Source organism: Patescibacteria group bacterium (assembly GCA_026417895.1).
GTDB lineage: Bacteria > Patescibacteriota > Patescibacteriia > UBA2591 > CALHIP01 > CALHIP01.
Map to the genome: position 1 here is coordinate 12174 of JAOACJ010000009.1, position 22570 is coordinate 34743.

Below are 22570 nucleotides of genomic sequence, written 5' to 3' on the forward strand. Positions count from 1 at the left end.
CTCGGGATTATATTAACTCACTTTAATACCGTTAAGCAATAAAATTGTTACTAGTAAGCCTAAAACGGCATAAGTCTCAACCATAGCCGCCATAATGACTGGCTTACCTGATTCGCCGGGTTTTTTGGCAACGACATGGACGCCAGCGGCAGCAACCCTTCCCTGCATAATGGCAGAAATTAAACCAACCACTCCAACCGGCAAACAGGCAAAAAGAATCTGCCAACCAACCTCTAAAGAAATAGTTGGCATCTGTCCCCCTAAAAGTCCAACTTTTTGTAAAGACATAATGGCGCCCAAAAATCCGTAAATACCTTGAGTACCTGGCAAAGCCTGAAGTAAGAGAACCTTACCAAATTTTTCTGGGTCTTCTGAAACTAAACCAGCCGCTACTTCGCCAACAATTCTTACCCCTAAAGCTGATCCAATGCCAGCTAAAGCGGCGGCCAAAACTGCTCCTAAAATGGCTAAAGCTAATCCTAATTCCATAAGTGTTAAATTATTATTTATAATTGATTAATTGAACATATTTTCCTTCTTTTCTAAACGGCTTAAACCTGACACCACCTCCTTCCATAAATTTGGGGAAGAACTCAACAAATTGAAGACGAGCCGAATGAATAAAAGCACCCAAGGCATTTATCCCAATATTGAAAAGATGTCCGCCAATTAAGATAAAGATAGCCAAGATAAAACCAACAAAAGGAATCATTTGGCTGAAAATTTTGGCAATCAGATTGATGACCATACCAATAATACTAGTGGCTAATCCCAAAGCTAAAAGTCGAGAGTAAGAAAGTGTATCAGAAAGATAACCAATTAAGCCGTAAAGACTTAAAACGCCAGCCGGAATTTTTAAGAAAATATTTTTTTGTTTCCGACCTTGAGTCAGGACAACTAAAATAAGACCGATCAAAACTAAATATTTGGCTAAATTGTGAGAAATAGAAAGAAATTTACTTTGAGAACCGATAAAGATTAACAACGAACTAATCAAAAATATCCATGGGCCATTATCTAAAATGGCATTCAGGGTGTCTTTATTTTTTATTTTCCAATACAGATTAATTATTAAGCCAGCCAAAATTTGAAAGACACCTAAAACCAAAGAAATAATTAAAAGCTGTAAAGGATTCTTGATCGGATCAATGATTCTTATTTGAATCAAAAATTCTTTAACTGGTTTTAAAAATTCTGGCAAAGTTTCCAATTCCAAACCAAACCAACTACCCAAAATGGCACCAATAAAAATAGTCGTTAGTCCTAACCAAAGGAAAAGTCTAAAAAAATTTTTTGTTTTTTGGGGTAAATTTAAGAACTTAATTATAGTTATCGAGATGATGGTTAAAACTAAACCATAGCCAGCATCAGAAAGACAAAGGGCGAAAAAAAGAACAAAAAATGGTGTTAAAAATGGAGTTGGGTCCGGCTCATGATATTTTGGCACCCCATAGACATTGGTCACTGTTTCAAAGTCATTAACAAATTCCTTATTTTTTAGAAGAACTGGTACTTCTTCATCTGCCTTGACTGGCATTTCAATGATTTCAAACTCTGGCGTAATTCTTCTAAGCCCACTTTGAAGATCGGGCAATGAGTCCTTAACAACCCAAGCAAAAAGGAAGAGGGTAAAATTAGTTTTCTGGATTTTTTGTTTCACTTCTTCTTTTTCTTTTTGCCAAGAAAGCCAATCAAAGATAATTTTTAATTTTTCTTGTTGATTGGCTAAACGAGAAATTTTTCTTCTTACGATTTTCATTTTTGGCTCTAAAATTGCCAATTCATCTTCTAGGCGTTCAAAATATTGAGCTGGCGAAGATTTAAAAGGTGGTAATTCTATTTTTATAAATTGATTTTCTTCTAAAAATTTCAATAAGTCTTTCTCTGTGACTCGATCAAAAATAATCAAACAATAAACATCTTTTTCTAACTGATCAACTTTGATGACCTCAGTTAATTTAATTTCATTTTTTATTTTCTCTAAAAATTTTGGCCAATTGATCAAAGAAATTTTCCCAGTCAAAAAAGAAAAATTTTTAGTCTTTTTTATCTCCGCTAAATTTAAATCTAATTTTCGCCAAGGATAAACTTTTTCTTTTTCTTCTTGAATTTTTTTAATTTTAGAAGAAAGAGTGGTAAAATCCATTTCCAATTTTTCTGTCTCTTGAATAATCATTGCCCACGGTGTTTGAGAAACCGTTTTGTTTAATTCTTGTTTGGTCAGTTTAATTTTTGGTGATAAAAAGGTTGTAATTTTTTGCTTTAAACTGACCTTCTCTTTTTTTTGATAGGGTGCTAAAAAATCAATGGCAAATTTTACTCTAGCTAATTGATAGTTTAAATCAATCATCTCTTTTTCTTCTCTGTGGCCCTCGCCTAAATCAATGATCTCAACGGTGCCAAGTTCCTGTAAAAAACTCAAAATTTCTCGTCGAAATGATTTTGAAGCAACCAAACAAATTTTTTTTAATTGAGCGACCATAATCTTTTAAAAATTAAGTTTTTAGCTTTTTCTTTTTTTGCCATTTCTAATTTTTTAATTTCGTTTTTCTGTTTCTCTTTTTCTATTTTTTCTATTTCTTTAATTTTTTCTTCCGCTGTCTTTCTAATTTTTTCTATGGTCGGAGCCATTATTTCTGGTAAATTGGCTAAAATTTCAAGCTGTTTTTTTTCTTGAAAAATAATTCTCTCTTGCCCTTCTTTTTCCGCCTTTAAAATAGCTTCCTCTGCTTCTTCTTCTGCTCTTTTGATTTTTTGAATTATCTCTTCGCTCATAAGATTTGGATATTATAACAAAAAAAAGAAAAAAATAAAGAATAGGGTCGTGGATAAGTTTTTAATTTTTAAAATTATGGCTTAGGCGGTCTTCTTTTTCTGATAAAGATATTGATTACCGTCTACCCCATATTGATACTTATCGTCAACGATATCTTTTTGCTGCCAATTTTTCCGCCAATTTTCAACCTTAAATATTTTATAATGACCATCGGCTTGACTACAGATTACTCTTTTCAGGCCAGCATTGATAATCATTTTTTTACAAAGAAAACAAGGCAAAACATCCATTTTCTTGGCTGGCGATAAATATTCTCCATAAATAAACATCTCGCCATTTAAAAGAGAAACGCCAGTACGAGCGGCATTAATCAAACAATTCATTTCGGCATGAACACTGCGACAAATTTCGTAGCGATGACCATGAGGAATGCCAAGTTGATCACGCAAACAAAAACCGTGTTCAAAACAGTCCTTTGTCTTTCTTGGCGCGCCAACATAACCAGTGGCGACAATGGCATCATCTTTAACAATAATAGCTCCAATTTTTACTCGGAAACAGGTACTCCGCTGGGAAATCTCTCTGGCTATATGGAGATAATGATTTTCTTTACTTGGTCGATTGTTTTTTAATTTTATTTTTTTATTTTTTATCTTATCGCCCATATTGTCTTTGATAATATTTTAAAAATTCACCTGATTTTAATTTTCTCCACCACCACTGATTTTCTTTATACCAATTAATTGTTTCTTTAATTGCTTTCTCAAATTTATAAATTGGTCGCCAGCCAAGCTTTTTTATTTTTTGACAAGAAAGAGCATAGCGCCAATCGTGACCCGGTCGATCTTTAACATATTCAATCGATGTTTTGTCCTTTTTTAATTCTTTCAAAATAATCTTTGTCAATTCTAAATTTGTTAATTCATAACCAGAAGCGACATTATAAATTTCACCAATTTTCCCGCGGTGTAAAATTAAATCAATGGCTCGACAATTATCCAAAACGTAAAGCCAATCTCTTCTGTTTAGTCCTCGACCATATAAAGGAACCTTCTTTCCTTCCAATAAATTAGTAATAAACAGAGGAATAATTTTCTCTGGATATTGGTAAGGACCGTAATTGTTAGTCGACCGGCTAATCAAAACTGGTAGCTGATAAGTTTTAAAATAAGCCAACGTTAAAAGATCAGCGCTGGCTTTTGAAGCGGAATAAGGAGAAGAGGGGTTAAGAGGATCGTTTTCTTTAAAATAACCTCTTTTTCGACTGCCATAAACCTCATCGGTAGAAATCTGGATATACTTTTTGATTTTATATTTTTTGGCTGCTTCAAGGAGGGTGAAGGTACCAAAAATATCTGTCTTAATAAAAGAATCTGGTTCTAAAATTGAACGATCAACGTGCGATTCAGCGGCAAAATTTATAATCACCTCAACATTTTTGACTAATTTTTCCACCAATTTTTGGTCAGCAATATCACCCTTAAAAAAATGATGTCTTGGATTTTTTTTAAAATCGTGCAAATTGTCTAAATTCCCGCAATAGGTCAGTTTATCCAAATTAAAAATCTGATAGTTTTTATATTTCTTTAAAAGATAGCGGATAAAATTTGAACCAATAAAACCGGCCCCGCCGGTAATTAAAATTTTCATATCATTTCATTTTTCTTTAAAAATTTATTCGTCAAAAAAGAGTGATTATAATTTTGCCTTGACTAATCCATTTTAGATCTTCAGTCAAAGAATTTTAACCATCTTTTTGATCTCACCTTTTCTTTTAGTCTTTTTCTTTTTTTTAATTTGTCTTGCCAAAAAAGATGTCAAACTTCAGTGATAATGCCGCGGCTTGGCCAAAAACTCCTAATTTTTTCCATAATTTTGCTTGAAAAAATATTAGTTAAAGATGTTTATTCTTCTTGGTAATCTTCGTCATATTTTGAAATTAATGGCTGAAGAAGCATCCGATTGATTTTTACATCTTCAATCGTTCTTCTCAGTCCTTCTTCTAAAGAAACAACCGGATACCAATCAAGTTTTTCTTTGGCTAAAGTAATGTCCGGTAGACCTAAAGGAGTCATGAAAAGAAGGGGTGGCCTAAAAATAATTTCTGATTTAGAATGGGTCTCTTGAATAATTTTTTTAGCCAAATCAGCCATTTTATATTTTTCGGGATGACCAAGATTGAAAGGTCCTGATTCATCAGAAGCCATCATTTTAATTATTCCTTCAACGATATCAGAAATATAACAAAAAGAAGAGTCAAAGGATTCATCGCCATAAATAATTAATGGTTTGTCATTTAGGGCCTGTAAGACGAAGTCAGGAACCATATGGCCATCGAATAAAGGCATTCTTGGTCCATAGGTTCTAAAAATTCTTAAAATTTTTGTATCTAAATTATAGACTTGGCGATAGGTCATAACACAAGTTTCAGCCATTCTTTTGCCTTCGTCATAACAAGCTCGAGGGGAAAGAAAATTAACTTGACCAAAATCATCTTCTTTAAAATAAGGATTTTCTTTTCTTCTTGGTCCATAAACGACAGCTGATGAAGTAAATAAAAATTTAGCCTTATATCTTAAGGCTAATTCTAACATATTAATCGTGCCGATAACGTTCGTCTTTAAAGTCTTGATTTTTGTTTTTTCAAAATTTTTCGGTGAGGTTGGACAGGCTAAATGATAAATCTCTTGAAGACCTTGTACATCAATTCTAAACCTTTTCAACTCTGGAAATTTTTCTAAATCAATCGGTTCGTTAATATCGAAGTTAATAAATTCGAAATTTGGCAATTGAAGTAAATGATCGATGTTTCTTTCTGAAGAAGAAGTGAAATCATCTAAACAAATAACATTGTTCTCCTTCACTAATTCATCGCATAAATGTGAGCCAATAAAACCAGCACCACCAGTAATTAAAACATTTTTTCTGCCAGTGATGAAAACTTTATGAGCCATAGATTTTAGTTATTGGTTTTTGGTTATTGGTTATTGGTTATTGGTTAATCTACAATCTCTAAACCCATTTGCTTAGCTGTTCCTTCGATAATTTTCATTGCTTGTTCAAGATTATTGGTGTTTAGATCGGGCATTTTAATCTTGGCAATTTCTCTGATTTGCGACCGGCTAATCTTGCCTACTTTCTCTTGAAGAGGTTTGCCGGAACCTTTTTCAACACCAGCTGCTTTTTTTAGAAGTTCACTGGTTAAAGGGGTTTTAATGAAAAAATCAAAAGACCTGTCTTCATAAACAACTAATTTCACCGGTAGGGTCTGGCCGATTTTGTCTTTCGTCAAATCATTGAATTTTTTACAGAAATCAGCGATGTTAATACCGGCCTGTCCTAAAGCTGGTCCAACCGGCGGAGCTGGTGTTGCTTGACCACCGGGTACAAGAAGTTTGACAATGGTTTTTATTTTCTTAGCCATATTAAATTTTCTTGACTTGTAAAAAGTCTAAATCAACAGGTGTTTCTCGACCAAAAACATTAATAAGTACTTTAACTCTTCCTTTCTCTTCATCAACTTCATCAACTTTTCCTTCAAAACTTTTAAATGGTCCTTCCATCACTCTCACCGGTGTACCAGGCGAGAGTTCAATTTTATATTTTGGCTCTTCAATTTGCATTCTTTTGAGAATAATTTTAATTTCTTTTTCCGAGATAGGGGTTGGAATAGTGCCTGAACCAATAAAACCAGTAACGCCGGGCGTATTTCTCACTACATACCAAGAGTCATCGTCAACAATCATTTCAACCAAAACATAACCGGGGAACATTTTTTCTGTTACCACTCTTCTTTTTCCACCCTTAAATTTAATTCTTTTTTCTGTTGGAACTAAAACATTAAAAATTTTATGAGCCAGATCAAAAGATTCAATCCGTTGACGAAGATTGGTCGCCACGTTTTCTTCATAACCAGCATAGGTATGAATAGCATACCAACGACGGCCTTGTTCTATTTGTCTGGGCATATAAATTAATTTTAATTATCGAAAAATTTTTTCTAAAAAAATAGTTAAAAGTCGATCAATCAACCCTAAAAAAATAGCTACCCCTAAGGAAATAACAATTACCAAAAAGGTCAAATTCAATGTCTCTTTTTTACTTGGCCAAACGACTTTTTTTAATTCTTCCTTTGACTCTTTAAGGTATTGAATAATTTTTTGAATCATCTTGACTAAATTGACAATGACAAAATTTTTTGACTGATTGATTATATTAATTATATAGTATATTGAATCATCTTTAAATGTCAAGGTGACGAGCGGTTTTCGCATAGATCTGAATAAATCTTTTACGCGGTTCAACTTCTTTGCCCATTAAAATTTCGAAAATCTCATTGGCTTTTTCTGCTTCTTCTAAGGTAATTTTTTTTAAGATTCTTCTCTTTGGGTCCATGGTTGTCTCCCAAAGTTGTTCAGGATTCATTTCTCCTAAACCTTTATATCGCTGGATTGATATTTTTTCTGGAATCTCTTCATCTTTTGCCTCGCCAATTTTTTTAATTTTAAAATTTTTGGCAACAACTTTTTCTTTTAAATTTTTTATAATTTTTTCTTTTTCCTCTTCAGAATAAGCGTATTTCAATTCTTTGCCAATTTCTAAACGATAAAGAGGTGGGGTAGCAATATAAAGATGGCCACGGAGGATAATTTCTGGAAAATATCGATAGAAAAGTGTTAAAAGAAGAGTTTTGATGTGAGAACCGTCAATGTCAGCATCAGTGGCAATAATGATCTTATGATAACGAAGTTTTTCAATCTGAAATTGATCGCCAATATTGGTACCTAAGGCAACAATTAAAGACTTAACTTCTTCGTTGGCGATAATTTTTTCTAATCTGGCTTTTTCCACATTTAAAATTTTTCCTCTTAAAGGTAAAACCGCCTGCCTTTCTCTATCTCTCGCCTGCTTACAGCTGCCACCAGCGCTATCTCCTTCGACAATAAAAAGTTCACTCTGGGTTGGATCGGTTGTGTTACAATCGGCTAGTTTGCCTGGCAATAAAAATCCTTCCAAAGTACTTTTTTTCAAAACCGCCTCCCGAGCCTGTTTTGCTGCTAGCCGGGCTCGAACCGACAGAAGACATTTTTCAATAATGGCTTTGGCATCTTTTGGATATTCTTCTAAAAAAGAAGAAAAACTTTCTGAGAAAACAGAGTCGACCAACCCCTTAACTTCCGGATTACCAAGTTTTGTTTTTGTTTGTCCTTCAAATTGTGGCTCTCTGACTTTTACACTAATAACGGCCGTCAACCCCTCTCGTAAATCTTCGCCGACAAAATTACTCTCTTTTTCTTTGAGAAATTCTTTTTTGCGGGCGTAATTATTAATCGTCCGCGTCAAAGCCGAACGAAACCCCGCCAAATGTGAGCCGCCTTCCGGTGTATAAATATTATTAGCAAAACTATAAATTACTTCTTTATAATCGTCAGTATACTGAAGAGCAATTTCAACCATAACTTTTTCAATTTCTTTACTCACATAAAAAATATGGGGATGTTTTACCGGACTATTCTTGTTTAAGTATTTAACATAGGAAACAATACCTCCTTCAAAATAAAAAGCATAAGAAAATTCTGGTTTTTTTCTTCTATCAAAGACAATAAACTTTACTCCTTTTGTCAAATAGGCTTGCTGTCTCAAATGTTCCAAGACTCGCGAAAGAGAAAATTTTGTTTCAGGAAAAATTTCTTTATCTGGTTTAAAGGTAACAATCGTCCCCGTACCTTTGGTCTTGCCTATTTTTTTGACTTTATTTAATGGCTTGCCTCTTTGGTATTCCTGCTGATATAAAAAACCATCACGTTTAACCTGGGCTTTAAAAGCTTCTGACAAGGCATTAACAACCGAAACACCAACACCGTGAAGACCGCCCGCTACTTTATAGACCTGATGGTCAAATTTAGCCCCGGCGTGAAGTTTGGTCATGACCACCTCTAAAGCTGACTTACCTGTTTGTTTGTGTAGGTCAACGGGGATGCCTCGACCGTTATCCTCAACCCTGACATAATCATCGGGCAAAAGTTCAACTTTAATTTCATCAGCAAAGCCAGCCAAAGCTTCATCAATACAATTGTCTAGACATTCCCAAATTAAATGATGTAAGCCGTCAGGTCCGGTTGAACCAATATACATGGCTGGTCTTTTCCGCACGGGGGTTAAGCCATCTAAGACTGTAATGTGTTCAGCTTTATATTCTTTAGCCGCTTCTTCGGTATTATTTTTTGGTCTTTCTTGTTGAACCATAATATAGATATTATAGCAAATTTTTAATTTTTTGACAAATAAAAAATGGCTAATTAAGGCCAATCATTGAGAAAAACTAAACGGTTTAAATCTTAAATGGCTGATTCTATTTTCTTTAAAATTTCAGGCAAAAGGGGTAAAAGAATCTTGGCTAAATTAATGAAATGTTGGGCTAATTTTGAATTTTCAATCAAATTAATTAACCAGGGCAAAGGAAATCTGACGATAAAATAAAGAAAGAGACCAACAGTTAAACTCCCGGTAACGAAACCAATCAGAGCACCACCCAAACGATTAATCGCTTTTAAAAATGGTAGATGGGTAATCGGTCTCAAAATTCGGTCAAGAATAAAAAAAACAAAACCAACCAAACGATTAACGACGATATAAATAACTAAAAAAGAAATGATATTGGCTAAATTGATATTCCCGCCCAGTAGAAAAACAATTTTTATTGCTAACTCGTCATACCAACGACTAGCCACTGCCACACCAACAATTAAACCAGCTAAACCACCTAAAGCATAAATTAGACCAAACCAAAAATCAAACCAAATAAAACCAAAGACAATTAAGATAAGAATGAGGTCGAATAAGGTCATAAATGGAAAACGACTAATAACAAAATCCAAATGACAAATTAATGACTAAAATCAAAAATCAAAATTATTTTAAGTGTCTGAACTTCGGATTTAATTTGACGTTTGAATTTTGAAATTTAGATTTCAAGGTATTATAACCTCGGAAATAATATTTCACCCTTTTTTATCTTATCAAATTCTACTCCTCCCCATTCTTTCGCTTCTTCAAGATTTTTCTTTTTTTCACTAGATAAAATGCCCAGTTGATCGAAGATTTTATCAGCCGTTTCAGGCATCAAGGGTTGAATGAGCCAAGCCAGTTGACGAAGACTTTCAAGTAAATTATAGATTACTTTTTGAAATTCAACAAGATTGGTTTTCAACAACCGCCAAGGTTCTTTCTTATTAATTTCCCGATCAACCAAGGCGATAAAATTTAAAATTTCTTTTGCTACTTCCTCAAAAGCTAATTTCTCCATCGCCCTCTGGTAGCCCCGCCAAACTCTCTCTATCTTTTTAACCCATTCTCTTTCTTTTTTTAACTTGTAATTTGTAAGTTGTAATTTGGTAGCGAGAGCCAAAACCCGAGCCACTAGATTGCCAATGCCATTGGCTAAATCAGCCTTATATTTTTCATAAAATTTTTCTAACGAAACATCTCCATCAACACCAAAAGGAAAACTTGAAAGTAGGAGCCATCTTAAACCATCGCTGGAAAAATTTTTCGCTTGTTCAATTGGATCTAAAACATTACCTAAAGATTTACTCATTTTCTGACCATTAACGGTAAAAAAACCGTGGGCAAAAATTTTCTTTGGTAAAGGAACTTCTAAAGCCAAAAGTAAAGCCGGCCAAATCGTTGAATGAACTCTCAAAATATCTTTAGCCATTAGTTGCAGATCGGCTGGCCAAAGTTCCGGAACTCTTTCTTCTCCATCCCAACCTAAACCGGTGAGATAATTCAAAAAGGCATCAATCCAAACATAAAGTGTCTGTGATCCATCCCACGGCAAAGGAATTCCCCATTGAACCCTTTTTCGAGAAATAGAAACATCTTCTAATTTCTCGGTTTTTAAAAAACCAACCACCTCATTTTTCCTTTTTTCTGGCTCAATCACCAATGTCTTTTCATCAATTAATCTCAGTAATGGTTTTTGAAAGGCAGAAAGTTTGAAAAGGTAACATTCTTCCGAAACCCTTTCCGGCACTCTTTGATGGTCTGGACATCGACCATCAATTAATTCTTTTGTGGTATAGTATCTTTCACAACCAACACAATATAAACCTTCGTAAAGTCCTTTTTTAATCCAACCCTTTTGGTAAAGTCTTGTGATCGCTTTTTTTACCGCCTGTTCATGATTTTGGTCAGTCGTTCGAATAAAATTATCATAAGAGATGTTTAAAACATCCCAGGCTAATTTAAAACGAGCCGACATTTCATCACACCACTCCTGGGGTGTTTTTTTATTTTTCTCGGCTGATTCGGCAATTTTTGCTCCATGTTCATCAGTGCCCGTTAGAAAGAAAACTTGATCACCCTTCATTCGATAATAGCGCGCCAAAACATCAGCGGCAATCGTCGTATAAGCATGACCTAAATGCGGTTGATCATTAACATAATAAATTGGCGTGGTAAGATAAAATTTAGACATTTTATGATTTTAAATTTTTAATCACGATGACGAATTCTCCTTTTATTTTATCATTTTTTATCTTTTCTGTCACCTGACTAATTGTTCCGCGATAAATCGTTTCAAATTTTTTCGTCAATTCGCGAGCAATAACAATTTCTCGTTCACCGCAATGATTTTTTAAATCAGCTAAGGTTTTGAAAAGACGATAAACTGATTCGTAAAGGACAATAGTTTCTTCATAAGTGGTCAATTTCTTAAAAAATTTTTCTCGTTTCTTTTTGCTGGGTGGAAAGCCTAGAAAAACAAATTTATCACTTGGCAAACCAGAAATACTTAAAGCAGTAACTAAAGCACAAGGGCCGGGAATGGGCACAATTTTTACTCTCTCACCCAATTTTTTCACCACTTCTTGAATCAATAAATTTCCTGGATCAGCAATCCCTGGTGTCCCAGCCTCAGAAACTAAAGCCAGATTTTTACCTTGTTTTAATAAAGCAATAATATCATCAATTTTTTTCAATCTTGAATGTTGGTGATAAGAAATCAGAGGTTTTTTGATTTGATAACGATCAAGTAAAATTTTTGTTTTTCTTGTATCTTCACATAAAATGAAATCAACCTCTTTTAAAACTTTAAGAGCACGCAGGGTGATATCTTCGAGATTGCCAATCGGTGTGGCGACAAGATAAAGAATTGACATATTAAAATAATTATAGCAGAAAAATAAGAGAAGTCTTGAAAAAGACTTCTCTTAAAAATATTTGAATTTCCGATCTTTATCTTAGAGAAATAATAACAAACTCTGAACGACCGTTGGCAAATCTAATCTCTAATTGCCAGGTACCAGTGGAAAGCGATTTTGTTCCAAGATTAAAGATATAAAGGTTATCTAAATTATCATACCGAAACAAATTACCACTGTTAGCTGAGCCACTGGAAACTGCTTCTAAAACTGAACCGGAAATATTATTACTAATTTTCAATAAATACAATCTCGCCATTACTGTGCTCACAGATTGGTTATTAAAGTCAGTCAAGCGGAATTTTACTGGCACCGTTGAACCTAATTTGAAAATACTACTCCCATCTGCATTGATTGGTTGAAGAATACCGCTAAAAAGATAACCAACTTCATAAGTAATCGTCTGATAACTTTCCCAGCCAGCCTGATCAACCGCTCTTACTTCAAAATTTTTTAGACCAATAGTTCCGGTTTCAATCGCTGCACCATTGGGGATTGTCGCTATTACTGAGGCTAAACCAGAAACTTCATCACTAACTGACCAATCAGCCAAAACCGGTTGATTTAACAGATAAAAACCAGCCGTTGGACTATTAATGGTAATGACTGGTGGTGTTTGATCAATTTTAATCAAAACTGTCTTGACGGTTTCGCTATTACCGGCATTGTCGATTGAATAGTAATAAAGAGTCGTCACGCCTTCGCTATTAATCATCAATGGCTGAGTATAAGAAAACCAACTGTTTTGATCGAAGCTATATTTCGTCTGAGCAACGCCAGAGCCGCCTTCGTTATCAATGGCTGTTAAAGCAACCTCAACCGCAGAAAGATACCAGTTGTTTAAACCTTCATTACCAGTTAAAGTCGCGGTTGTTGTTGGTGGCAAATTATCAGTCGGTCCAGTCAATTCTTCCGCATCAAGATAAACCCAGGTCGGATTATAAGTATCAATCGTGCCAGCGACATTAAAGCGCAGCCTAACCATTCGACCTAAATAAGCTGATAAATCAATATTGACTAACTGCCAACCGGTTGTTTTTAAACCAAAACCTGTTCCCCAGGCTCCTTGTGAATAATAACGAATTGTTGCCCCGGTTTCTAAATCTTGAACTAAATAACTAAAATGATTAAAACCAGCATAATCATAGGTAAAAATGTTATAAGCAAAGCTTAAGGTTGGCGCAACAACCAGAAAGTCTTGATAAATAATATTTGGACCAATCGGTTGAAGGCCGGTTGTTCGACCAAGTCGAGCCATATAGGTACCGGCATAGGGTGTGGTAAAACTATCAGCTGTAACCACGCCAGCAAAATCAACAACTGTTCCTCTTGTCCAGCCAGTGAAATCTCCGGTTTCAAAGCCTCCATTAATTAAATTACTCGTCGTCGCTAAAAGAGGCTGTGGGAAAATCGGTATTAAAATAAAAAACGAAAAAATAAGACCAAAAATGACTTTTTTCATAGGACAATAAAAATTTAAAATTAATTAAAGATATGTTACTTTTCTTGCCAACGGGTAGGTGGCAAGCAAGTTGACTTGCCTGATTTCATATAGCCATAAGGTGATTCCTGATAAGGCGGACAAAGAGGTTCAAGACAGGAAAGAGCCGTCACCCAATAGTGATAATTGACGTTCGCAATAATACTTTTGTCTTCATAAGCACAAAGGCTTTCACCACAAACATCCTCGGGTCTAATATTTTCGGCAATTCTTCGACACTGTGATAGTTCACAGTCATTTCTATTGTCTTTATTTTTGACTGCTCGATAAACATTATAGCCAACCGCCCCTCCGACTGGTAGCCATTGAACAGTTATTTCACCGCACTTTGAAGAGAGAATTGGCTCCAGAGGCTGTGATGGCGCGCATAAAACCGTTGTCCCAGAAGCAGCATCACTGATTATTCCGTCACCGTTTAAATTCCAGGCTTGAACTTGATAGCGATATATCTGTCCACCGCTTAAACCAACATCTTGCCATTTACATATATCACCACTACAATCAACCTCATTGACAGAAATATTGGCAATAAGGACTCCATTTGTCTGTGGATTACACCCCTCACCCCGACAACGATAAATTTTATAACCTTGAGCACACTTAGTTGGTGGTTGCCAATTTAAAAGTAAAGACTGACAATTTTGAGAAACCGATCTGACGGTTAAATTTCTTACCTGATCAGGTGGATTTTTTAAACAATAACTTTGATAAGCACCGAGCCAGCCTAAACCAGCACCAGTAATTTGTGGATTATAAGTTGAACTCCAGGCAAAACCTGTTAATTCTTTATGATTAAAACCAAAATCTTCTAAAGAAAGACCATAGCTAATACCGCCAGTTGTCTGTCCTCTTAATTTAATCCAGCCATCAGTTGTTGGTGACGACCAAACTACCTTTGCCCAACCAAAAACTTTTTTGCCTTCCCCAAGACAATTAGTGCCCGAAACATTTTCTCCTTTGCAAGCCCAAGGAGTAAAATTATCAGGTGAATTAATAAATGAACAAGTCCCACAACCTTCGCAAGTAATATAATTACTACAACTTGGACAATGAGCACACTTACAGGTCTCACCAAAACAAATCCAGCCAACATTTGGTGACCAACCATAACCAGAAATTTTATTGGTGGAAGAATCTAATTTTAAGCCGTAATTGATATTAGTTGGACAATTATTTTCCGGTTGACCATCATTGTTATAGTCGTTATAACAATTCAAAGAAATCCAGCCAATGCCACCCGGATAACTGCCATCACTTCTACTCCAAAGCCAACCACGGATGTTATCACTCCTCCCCCCTTGAACTAAATGTGGTTTTTCTATGTGAAAAACAAAAAATAATAAAGCAGCCGCCCCTATGAGACTTAAGATTAATATAAAAACTTGTCGTAACCAAATATTTTTCATTATTTTAATATTATCATTTTTTCATCAATTGTCAATCAAAATTTCAAAATTTCAACTCCTTCACGACATTTCAATATTCTCACTAATGCGCCAACATTCTTAAGTGTAATTAATGTTTAAATTCATAATTTCTATTCAAAATAAACAAGAGGCATTGGTTCGACATATTGACGTAAATAGAGATAATCAACAAAAGTCCGCCAATCCCATGGCCTTGGCCAAGGACAGGTTGCGCACCAACAAGACCACCAGTCAAGAATAAAAATTTTGCCGGCTTGATTAAAGACTGGTCTGTCTGTTTGACTGAAAGGAAGAACGTCTTTCACCTCAACAGAGTGCTTCGTTTCATAAGCTTTTACCTCCCATAAAGTCGCCCCTCCTTCCCAAAGAATACCACGACCTAATTCATACCAGGCTCTGCCTTTCATATACCCCCAGGTCGCCAAAGGTACCCCCCACGGCGTCCAACCATAAAGCCAATTAGTCGAACCAGAATGAATCTGCCAACTATTTTCTTGATCATCTAAATAACGCCAATAAAGAAAAGTTGAACCATTGGGTCCACCTCTTGACATTTTTGATTTAAGCCAAAAATTTTTGATTTCTATTTTTGGTTTTAACCAACCAACACTGTTAACACCGATTTGAATTTTTGATTCGCTGGTGAGCCAATCAACATCATTAAAGTCATAGTCATCCATTCTCATTTGATCAAAATGGTCAAACCAAGTTAAAGTCTTCTCTAAATTTGCCACCGACCCAGCCTGTTGATTACCATAGTAAAGATAAATCTTTTTCCGAGAATTGGCAGGAATTTCTGGAATTCTGACAACCGCTTCAGCAAAAAGACCATTTTCTTTTTTCGCTAATCCTTCATCGTTGATTTCCCAACCATAATTTAATAATGTCTGGCCATCTTCATCAGTAAATCTTAAATCAGAAAAATCCAGCTTCATTTCTGGCTGATAATTGATCAAAAGATTAATTTCAAAATTAGTTAAAGTTTCCGAGCTATTGGTATTGTCAATGATAACTGCTTTTCTTTTTTTCCAGTTTTCTAAAAAAGGACGAAGAAGATAAGTAATGCAAGATTGAATGGCCGGTTCTTGTTGATTGCCAAGTTTATCTTTGGCTCGAACATAAATTTTGTAATTTCCTTCTTCAATTAAATCTTTTGGCCAAGCAAATTGCCATTTTTTATTTTCCCAATCAAGAGTAGCTTCAAACCAAAATTCCTCTTTTTGCCAGGAAAATGATGATAATTGAGCTAAATATTGGCTATCTTTTTCTCTTTGAATAGCTAAAAATATCTTTTCTGTATCCTCGCCCTCAAAAATACCTTCAATTGATGAGGGTAAATTTTCTAAGCCAACAAAAGTTCCACTTGTCAGAATCGCTGAAGTCGGTGGTGTCAAGTCAATCTGCCAAAGATAAACAAAACTTGCCTGATTGCCGGCTAAATCAAAGGCTTCTAAAAAGAAACTGTGTTCACCTTCAGAAAGATCATAGTAAATTTTTGGTGATAAACAATCTTCTTTTTCTTTGTCGTCTAACTTACACTTGAAAGTAACATTTTCATTGGCCGAAAATTCAAAAATGGCATGTCGAGTGTTGGTGGGATTGTTCGGAAAAGCAGTCAGGGTAATTTCCGGCGGTGTGATGTCTGGCGGTGGTGAAGGAGATCCGCCACCTCCACCAAAATAAACAATGGGTGTAACTTTTTCTTCTTCAATTTTTTCTGTTTCTAACAAATTTTCTTGATTTGTTTTTTCTAAAAGAGGAGACAAAAGATTCAACTCGCTTAAACTGCCTGGAGCTGGTTCTAAAACAATCTTCTCTTCCGACTTTTCAAAAGCAATTTGCCAAGAAACCGTTTCTCCTCCTAACCAATGAAAACCTTGACTATCTTGATAAACCGGTCGAAAAGAAAATTGATAAATTTTTGGTTCTAAATTTTTGGCGGTAATAAAAAATTCAAAAGAACCGATTTCATTTGGTTTGATTTCTGATTCTTTTAGCTTGGCTGGCCTCTTCTTTGTTAACCAACTTGAATGATAAAAATTTTTTGCTTCTTCGGAAGCAACATTTAAAGAAACAGTTTCTTTTTGCCAAATGGTATTACCGGTATTTTTGAATTTGACGGAAAGAAAAATTTCTTGATTTTCTTTTAAAGTTAAATTTTGGTTTGGATTTCTCTCAATTAGTTTCGCGTCATAAATTAATTCCTGATTCGTTATTCCTAATTCCTGATTCACTGCTTTTTCCTGTTCTCCTGATTGACTTTCTTGATTTAAACCTAATAAGTTATTAATTAAAGAAGTAATCCCTTGCCACCAGCCGGTCAGAAGTGAACCGAGATTTTGCCAAAAATTACTTGAAGATTCGGGTTGAGATGACGGTTGCTGAGATAATTGTTCCTCTGCTAATCTCGTTTGGAAAATTTCATTATCCGAAAGATACCAATTGCCAGCGACAAAGTTGGTATAGCCCGACATTGGTTCTGGCTTATAAGCAATGAGTTTCCCGTCTGGCTGTCGCTGATACATAGCAAAATGAAGATGGGTACCAGGGTATTCTGGACAGGCAGAGCCACTAACTTCACCACTTCTACCAATCTTACCAATAATTGTTCCTTGTCTAACGTCCTGATTTTGTGCGACTCCTATGGAATAAGGAATTAGATGAGCATAACGACTAATTAAGTTATTACCATGATTGATTAATACAGTTGTTCCATATCCACCATTATAACCATCTTGGAGTACTAATATCACCTTTCCGTCAACTACTGTTAAAACATTTTTTCCGTAAGCTTCGCATCCATTTTTAGTGAAATCTAAAGCGTATTGATCTTTACTGTTGGGTGCATGGGTTGGTAACGTATTATATCCTCGCGTAATAATAAATCTTTCTCCTTTCTGATAAGGAAGTTTAAAAATTAAATCTGCAGCTAAAACAGAACTGACTGATAGAATGGATAAAAATAAATAAGTGAAAATTTTTTGTTTTGACATGCTATTATTATTAAAACTTAATTGATGACAGATATAAATCAAAATCCTTCAAACACCTCTCTTTATCCTCCCCTTTGGGATAAAGAATAAGTTCGTATATTTTCTGTCTCAAAGGAACTATAACCGCTATAGAATACCCCGTTTCATTCGTATCCAACACTCTTTTAATACCTCTTTGTCCGTCAATATTAACCTCTACGCGTTCATCCAAATTAATTGTCAAAAATGATTCATTAAGTTTTACCTCTTCACGATTCAACCACTGCTCAGCTGTAAGTTTCTGTGGGTTATCAATTATGTATGTCTCTATTTTACAATATTCATCTTTTGGATTATCCCAATCGATATCGTTGAAGCTAAGATAGCCAGCACTTGGTCGTTCAACGTTCCACCCCTTCGACACAGTCACCTCATAACCCTCTGTCTTATTTCTTATAATTTTCCCCTCTTTTGTTTCAATAACCTCAATGCCGGCAGGTGCAGTTGTTTCAGGCGACGGTTTTTCCGTGGTATAAATAAAAAGGGCGGTACCAGCCACAAGACACGCCAAAATAATAAAAATAATAATGCCTAAATTTTTTGGTTCTTTTTGCCAAAACATAAAGATTAAATTAAGTTGTCAAGGTCTCTTATCTATTAAATAACAAATAAAAACACCCTCTCAATAAAATAATTCAAATTCAATCTGCTGACCGTCAGTTTTTTAAACATTTTTGAGTATTTCTAAAAATGACTTTTCTTCCTGAAGTGGACCAACCAAAGCTAAACTGATAAAATTTTGATTAAAAATTCTTTGCCCAAGTTTTTTAATCTGCTCTTTTGTTACCTTTTTAATTTTTCTAAATTTTTCTTCGGGTGTCTCAATTTTTCTTAAATAAAGTGCCTGATGACCATACCAACCAGCCATAGTCTGCGAATCTTCTAAATTAAGTTTTATTTTTCTGATAAGGTAATCTTTGGTTTGTTCAACCTCTCTTTCGCTTGGTCCTTCTTTTTTTATTTTTCTAATTTCTTCAACTATTACTTCCAACGTCTCTGCCACTTTTTTTGGATCAATGCCAGCCTCAATAGTCAAAAGACCAGTTTCATAAAAAGAGATGCCGCTACAGCCAACTGAGTAAGCTAGACCTCTTTTTACCCTTACTTCTTGAAAAAGACGCGAACTCATATTGCCACCAAAAAGAGTAGAAAAAATTTCCAACACTTCAATTGCTGGTGAAAAATAAGAAAGGCCTGGAAAACCAATCATCATTTGAACTTGTTCAGTTGGTCGATGAGCAATTTTTATTTTTGGTAAATGAGGTTGAAGGGTAAATTTTTCAAATTTTCTCTTCTCTCCCCTCCCTTTCCGACCGAAATATTTTTCAACTAAACAAAAATCTTTTTTACCAACCGCTCCAGCTAAAACCAAAAGAAGGTTATTTGGTTGGTAGATTTTTTCTTTAAAATTGAGAAGTTTTTCCTGATTGACGCTCATTATTGTTTCTGGGCAGCCAGCGATATTTCGGCCCAAGGGATGATCGCCAAAAAATGTTTCATAAAAAAGATCCGAGATATAAAAACTCGGATTATCTTGATAAAAACGAATTTCTTCTAAAATAACGGTTTTTTCTTTTTCTAATTCTTTTGGTTCAAAAAGTGAATTAAAAAAGATATCCGCTAGGATGTCTAAAGATTGATTCAGGTTCTCTTTTAAAATTTTTATCCAGTAACCCGTTGACTCGCGAGAAGTAAAAGCATTATAGTCAGCTCCTAAGGAGTCAAGTTCTTGAGAAATAGCTAAAGTACTCGGTCGATTTTTTGTCCCTTTAAAAAGCATGTGTTCAATAAAATGAGCCTGACCATTTTCTTCTTTTTTTTCGTAACGCGAGCCGAAGGGCAACAGTGCTAAGGCAGTGACCGCCTTAGTATTCTTCATGGGGGCTAAAATTACTTTGGCACCATTGGAAAGTCTTGACTGAATAAACATAAAAAATTTTATTCAACAACAAAAGCAATTTTAAGGTTAACACGATACTCAACAATCTTACCATTTTTAATCACTACCTTTTGGCGAACAACATCAGCTCCAGTTACATTTCTAACGGTCTTTGTTGTTCTTTGGACGGCTCGTCGAATAGCGTCTTCAAAAGATTTTTTGGAAGTACTAACAAGTTCAATAATTTTGACCACGGCCATAAAATTTTAATTAAATTAATTAAAAAGAATAAAATTTATCAAAAAAATATTTTCTTAAATTTTTAATCTCTACCCTCTCTTGTTTCATCGTATCACGATCGCGAACGGTTACCTTTTGATCATTTATACTTTCAAAGTCAATAGTAACGGCATAAGGTGTGCCAATTTCATCTTGGCGACGATAACGGCGACCAATCGAATCTGTTTCATCGTAATCAACGAGCCAATATTTTTTTAAATCTTGATAAATTTCTTGGGCTAATTTAATTAACGGCTCTTTTTTCACTAAAGGGAAAATAGCAATTTTTATGGGGGCTAAATTTTTATCTAATTTTAAAACCACTTCTACTTCTTTACTGGCCTTAGTTGTTGTTGTCCGTCCGCCTTTTACCTCTTGATAAGCATCAATCAAAAAAGTCAAAAGTGCCCGGTCAATGCCACCGGAAGTTTCGATAATATAGGGAATATATCTCTCTTGAGTGATTGGATCAAAGTAAGAAAGATCTTGTCCAGAATATTTGCTATGACGAGATAAATCCCAATCACCACGGTTGTGAATACCTTCAATCTCTTGCCAACCGAAGGGAAAATGATAGACAATATCGCAACCGGCCTTGGCATAATGAGCTAATTCTTCTTTCTTGTGTTCCTGAAGTTTAATATTTTCTTTTTTAATACCTAGATTCAAATACCAATTTAATCTCTCTTTCTTCCAATATTCATACCATTTTTCTGCTTCTGATGGTCTGACAAAAAATTGCATCTCCATTTGTTCAAATTCGCGGGTACGGAAAATAAAATTGCTTGGCGTAATTTCGTTGCGAAATGATTTGCCGATCTGAGCGATACCAAAAGGAATTTTCAGTCGACTAACATTTAAGACATTTAAAAAATTCATATAAATTCCTTGACAAGTTTCGGCTCGTAAATAAGTCACAGCACTTTCATCTTCAATTGGTCCAACATAAGTTTTCATCATTAAATTAAATTTACGAGCTGGCAAAAATTCACCGCCACAAACCGGACACCTATTCCCTGTCTCAGTCTCTTTAAATCTTTTATGGCAATTTTTACATTCAACTAAACAATCAGCAAAACCAGCCGAGAGGTGGCCACTCGCCTCCCAAACTTTTGGGTTCATCAGAATAGCAGCATCAAGACCAACGATTTCTTTTCTTTCTTGAACGATATTTTTCCACCAAACTTTTTTAAGGTTATTTTTTAATTCCACGCCTAATGGTCCGTAATCATACCCACTCTCAAAACCACCATAGATTTCTGAAGAAGGAAAGATAAAACCACGCCGTTTAGAAAGCGAAATTATTTTTTCCATTAAAGATTCATTAGTCATATTTAATTATTTTAACAAAGTTAATAAAAAAAGGAAGGATATTTTTTATCTATCCTAAAATTTTCCAAGCTTAATTAATGAGGCAAAGATTTTTTCTCTTGAATTTTTGAGTATTATTTCTTTCATTCTTTCTCCTAAATTTTTTCTCTCCTCCTGATGGTCAATCATTTTTTTAATTTCGTGAAAAAGTTTTTCGTCGGTTAATTCTTTTTGATTCAAAACTATCACTGCTTTTTTTTCAGCAAAATATTTGGCATTTGCTTCTTGGTGAGAGTTGGGAATGGGAATAACTATTGTTGGTTTGCCTAAAACTGCTAATTCAGAAAGAACATTGATCCCTGCCCGAGAAACAACTAAATCCGCTACAGCATAAGCATCAGCTATTTCATCAGTCAAAAATTCATAAGTATGATATCTAAAATTTTTAATTTTTGATGGCCAATTACCAATTTTTGCCTTTCCTGGACCGGTCAGATGAATAATTTGACAAATTTTTGTTAACCTTTCAAGGTTTCGCCAAATCAATTCATTCAAGATCGCGGCACCGGTCCCGCCACCCAAAACCAATAAAGTTGGTAAATTTTTTTCTAAGTTAAATTTTTGTATGGCTTTTTCTTTGTCACCTTTAAAAATCATTTCTCTGATTGGCTGACCGGTTAAAATAGTTTTACCTTTCGGAAAATCATTTAAAGACTTATCAAAAGAAACGGTAATTTTTTTGGCGAAAGGAATTAAAATTTTATTAGTCAAGCTGGGAATAATATCTTGCTGATGAATCAAGGAAGGAATTTTTAAGAACCAGCCAGCAATAACCACTGGGACGGCGACGAAACCACCGGCTGAAATAATCATTTTTGGCCGAAAAGAAAGCAGTAAAAATAGCGCCTGCCAGAAACCTAAAAAAATGAGAAGGGGATCAAGAAAATTTCTTAAGGAAAAATATCGTCGAAGTTTACCAGCAAAAATTCCTTTAAAAGAGAAATGATAATCTTGAACCATCTCTTTTTCCGGCTTTCCTTTTCGCGTGCCAATAAATAAAAATTCTGTTTCTGGTTTTCTTTTTCTAATTTCTTCGGCGATGGCTAAAAGTGGCGCCACGGAACCACCACTACCACCGCCGGTTAAAACCACCTTCATATAA

Annotated in this window: 21 protein-coding genes; all 21 read right to left on the minus strand. The window is 34.9% G+C overall.

The features are described 5' to 3' along the window. Nucleotides 1-12: 12 nt before the first annotated feature. The 21 genes from N2259_01285 to murG all read right to left on the minus strand — a co-directional run bounded on the left by N2259_01285 (nucleotide 13) and on the right by murG (nucleotide 22566). On the minus strand, nucleotides 13-489 hold the full coding sequence (locus tag N2259_01285) for a V-type ATP synthase subunit K (protein ID MCX7778860.1): 477 nt from the start codon (nucleotides 487-489) through the stop codon (nucleotides 13-15). A 13-nt stretch (nucleotides 490-502) separates the two neighbouring features. After that, nucleotides 503-2482, minus strand: a complete 1980-nt coding sequence (locus N2259_01290; GenBank protein MCX7778861.1) for a V-type ATP synthase subunit I — start codon at nucleotides 2480-2482, stop codon at nucleotides 503-505. Next, a complete protein-coding gene (locus N2259_01295; protein ID MCX7778862.1) occupies nucleotides 2467-2775 on the minus strand; it encodes a hypothetical protein in 309 nt (102 codons plus the stop codon). The genes N2259_01290 and N2259_01295 overlap by 16 nt, the downstream gene beginning before the upstream one ends. A gap of 81 nt (nucleotides 2776-2856) precedes the next feature. Beyond that, nucleotides 2857-3441: a dCMP deaminase family protein gene (locus tag N2259_01300; protein MCX7778863.1), complete on the minus strand. Its 585-nt coding sequence runs from the start codon at nucleotides 3439-3441 to the stop codon at nucleotides 2857-2859. After that, nucleotides 3431-4426 carry a dTDP-glucose 4,6-dehydratase gene (gene rfbB, locus N2259_01305; protein MCX7778864.1) on the minus strand — a complete coding sequence of 332 codons (996 nt, stop codon included), beginning with the start codon at nucleotides 4424-4426 and terminating at the stop codon, nucleotides 3431-3433. Before rfbB ends, N2259_01300 begins: the two co-directional genes overlap by 11 nt. Nucleotides 4427-4680: 254 nt before the next feature. Further along, complete coding sequence (locus tag N2259_01310) at nucleotides 4681-5730, minus strand: GDP-mannose 4,6-dehydratase (GenBank protein ID MCX7778865.1); 1050 nt, start codon at nucleotides 5728-5730, stop codon at nucleotides 4681-4683. 44 nt (nucleotides 5731-5774) lie between these two features. After that, complete coding sequence (gene rplK / locus N2259_01315; protein ID MCX7778866.1) at nucleotides 5775-6200, minus strand: 50S ribosomal protein L11; 426 nt, start codon at nucleotides 6198-6200, stop codon at nucleotides 5775-5777. Nucleotide 6201: 1 nt separating this feature from the next. Further along, nucleotides 6202-6744, minus strand: coding sequence for a transcription termination/antitermination protein NusG (gene nusG, locus N2259_01320; GenBank protein ID MCX7778867.1), 543 nt, complete (start codon nucleotides 6742-6744; stop codon nucleotides 6202-6204). A 15-nt stretch (nucleotides 6745-6759) separates the two neighbouring features. Beyond that, a complete protein-coding gene (gene secE / locus N2259_01325) occupies nucleotides 6760-7050 on the minus strand; it encodes a preprotein translocase subunit SecE (GenBank protein MCX7778868.1) in 291 nt (96 codons plus the stop codon). After that, nucleotides 7019-9022, minus strand: coding sequence for a DNA topoisomerase (ATP-hydrolyzing) subunit B (gene gyrB, locus N2259_01330; protein ID MCX7778869.1), 2004 nt, complete (start codon nucleotides 9020-9022; stop codon nucleotides 7019-7021). The genes secE and gyrB overlap by 32 nt, the downstream gene beginning before the upstream one ends. A gap of 92 nt (nucleotides 9023-9114) precedes the next feature. After that, a complete protein-coding gene (locus N2259_01335; GenBank protein MCX7778870.1) occupies nucleotides 9115-9624 on the minus strand; it encodes a CvpA family protein in 510 nt (169 codons plus the stop codon). A 131-nt stretch (nucleotides 9625-9755) separates the two neighbouring features. Further along, entirely contained in the window at nucleotides 9756-11255 is a 1500-nt protein-coding gene (metG, locus tag N2259_01340; protein ID MCX7778871.1) for a methionine--tRNA ligase, read from the minus strand. Between the two features lies 1 nt (nucleotide 11256). After that, the gene (rsmI, locus tag N2259_01345) at nucleotides 11257-11937 is read right to left on the minus strand and encodes a 16S rRNA (cytidine(1402)-2'-O)-methyltransferase (protein ID MCX7778872.1); all 681 of its coding nucleotides are present in this window, start codon (nucleotides 11935-11937) and stop codon (nucleotides 11257-11259) included. 76 nt (nucleotides 11938-12013) lie between these two features. After that, nucleotides 12014-13441, minus strand: a complete 1428-nt coding sequence (locus N2259_01350; protein MCX7778873.1) for a PxKF domain-containing protein — start codon at nucleotides 13439-13441, stop codon at nucleotides 12014-12016. A gap of 35 nt (nucleotides 13442-13476) precedes the next feature. Next, nucleotides 13477-14886, minus strand: coding sequence for a fibronectin type III domain-containing protein (locus N2259_01355; protein ID MCX7778874.1), 1410 nt, complete (start codon nucleotides 14884-14886; stop codon nucleotides 13477-13479). Between the two features lie 131 nt (nucleotides 14887-15017). Beyond that, on the minus strand, nucleotides 15018-17900 hold the full coding sequence (locus tag N2259_01360) for a DUF2341 domain-containing protein (protein ID MCX7778875.1): 2883 nt from the start codon (nucleotides 17898-17900) through the stop codon (nucleotides 15018-15020). Nucleotides 17901-17910: 10 nt separating this feature from the next. Beyond that, nucleotides 17911-18501: a hypothetical protein gene (locus N2259_01365; protein MCX7778876.1), complete on the minus strand. Its 591-nt coding sequence runs from the start codon at nucleotides 18499-18501 to the stop codon at nucleotides 17911-17913. Nucleotides 18502-18603: 102 nt separating this feature from the next. Then, on the minus strand, nucleotides 18604-19869 hold the full coding sequence (locus N2259_01370) for an insulinase family protein (protein ID MCX7778877.1): 1266 nt from the start codon (nucleotides 19867-19869) through the stop codon (nucleotides 18604-18606). 8 nt (nucleotides 19870-19877) lie between these two features. Beyond that, on the minus strand, nucleotides 19878-20078 hold the full coding sequence (locus N2259_01375) for a dodecin family protein (protein ID MCX7778878.1): 201 nt from the start codon (nucleotides 20076-20078) through the stop codon (nucleotides 19878-19880). Between the two features lie 19 nt (nucleotides 20079-20097). Continuing rightward, the gene (locus N2259_01380; GenBank protein ID MCX7778879.1) at nucleotides 20098-21429 is read right to left on the minus strand and encodes a glycine--tRNA ligase; all 1332 of its coding nucleotides are present in this window, start codon (nucleotides 21427-21429) and stop codon (nucleotides 20098-20100) included. A gap of 54 nt (nucleotides 21430-21483) precedes the next feature. Next, complete coding sequence (gene murG / locus N2259_01385) at nucleotides 21484-22566, minus strand: undecaprenyldiphospho-muramoylpentapeptide beta-N-acetylglucosaminyltransferase (GenBank protein ID MCX7778880.1); 1083 nt, start codon at nucleotides 22564-22566, stop codon at nucleotides 21484-21486. Nucleotides 22567-22570 lie beyond the last annotated feature (4 nt).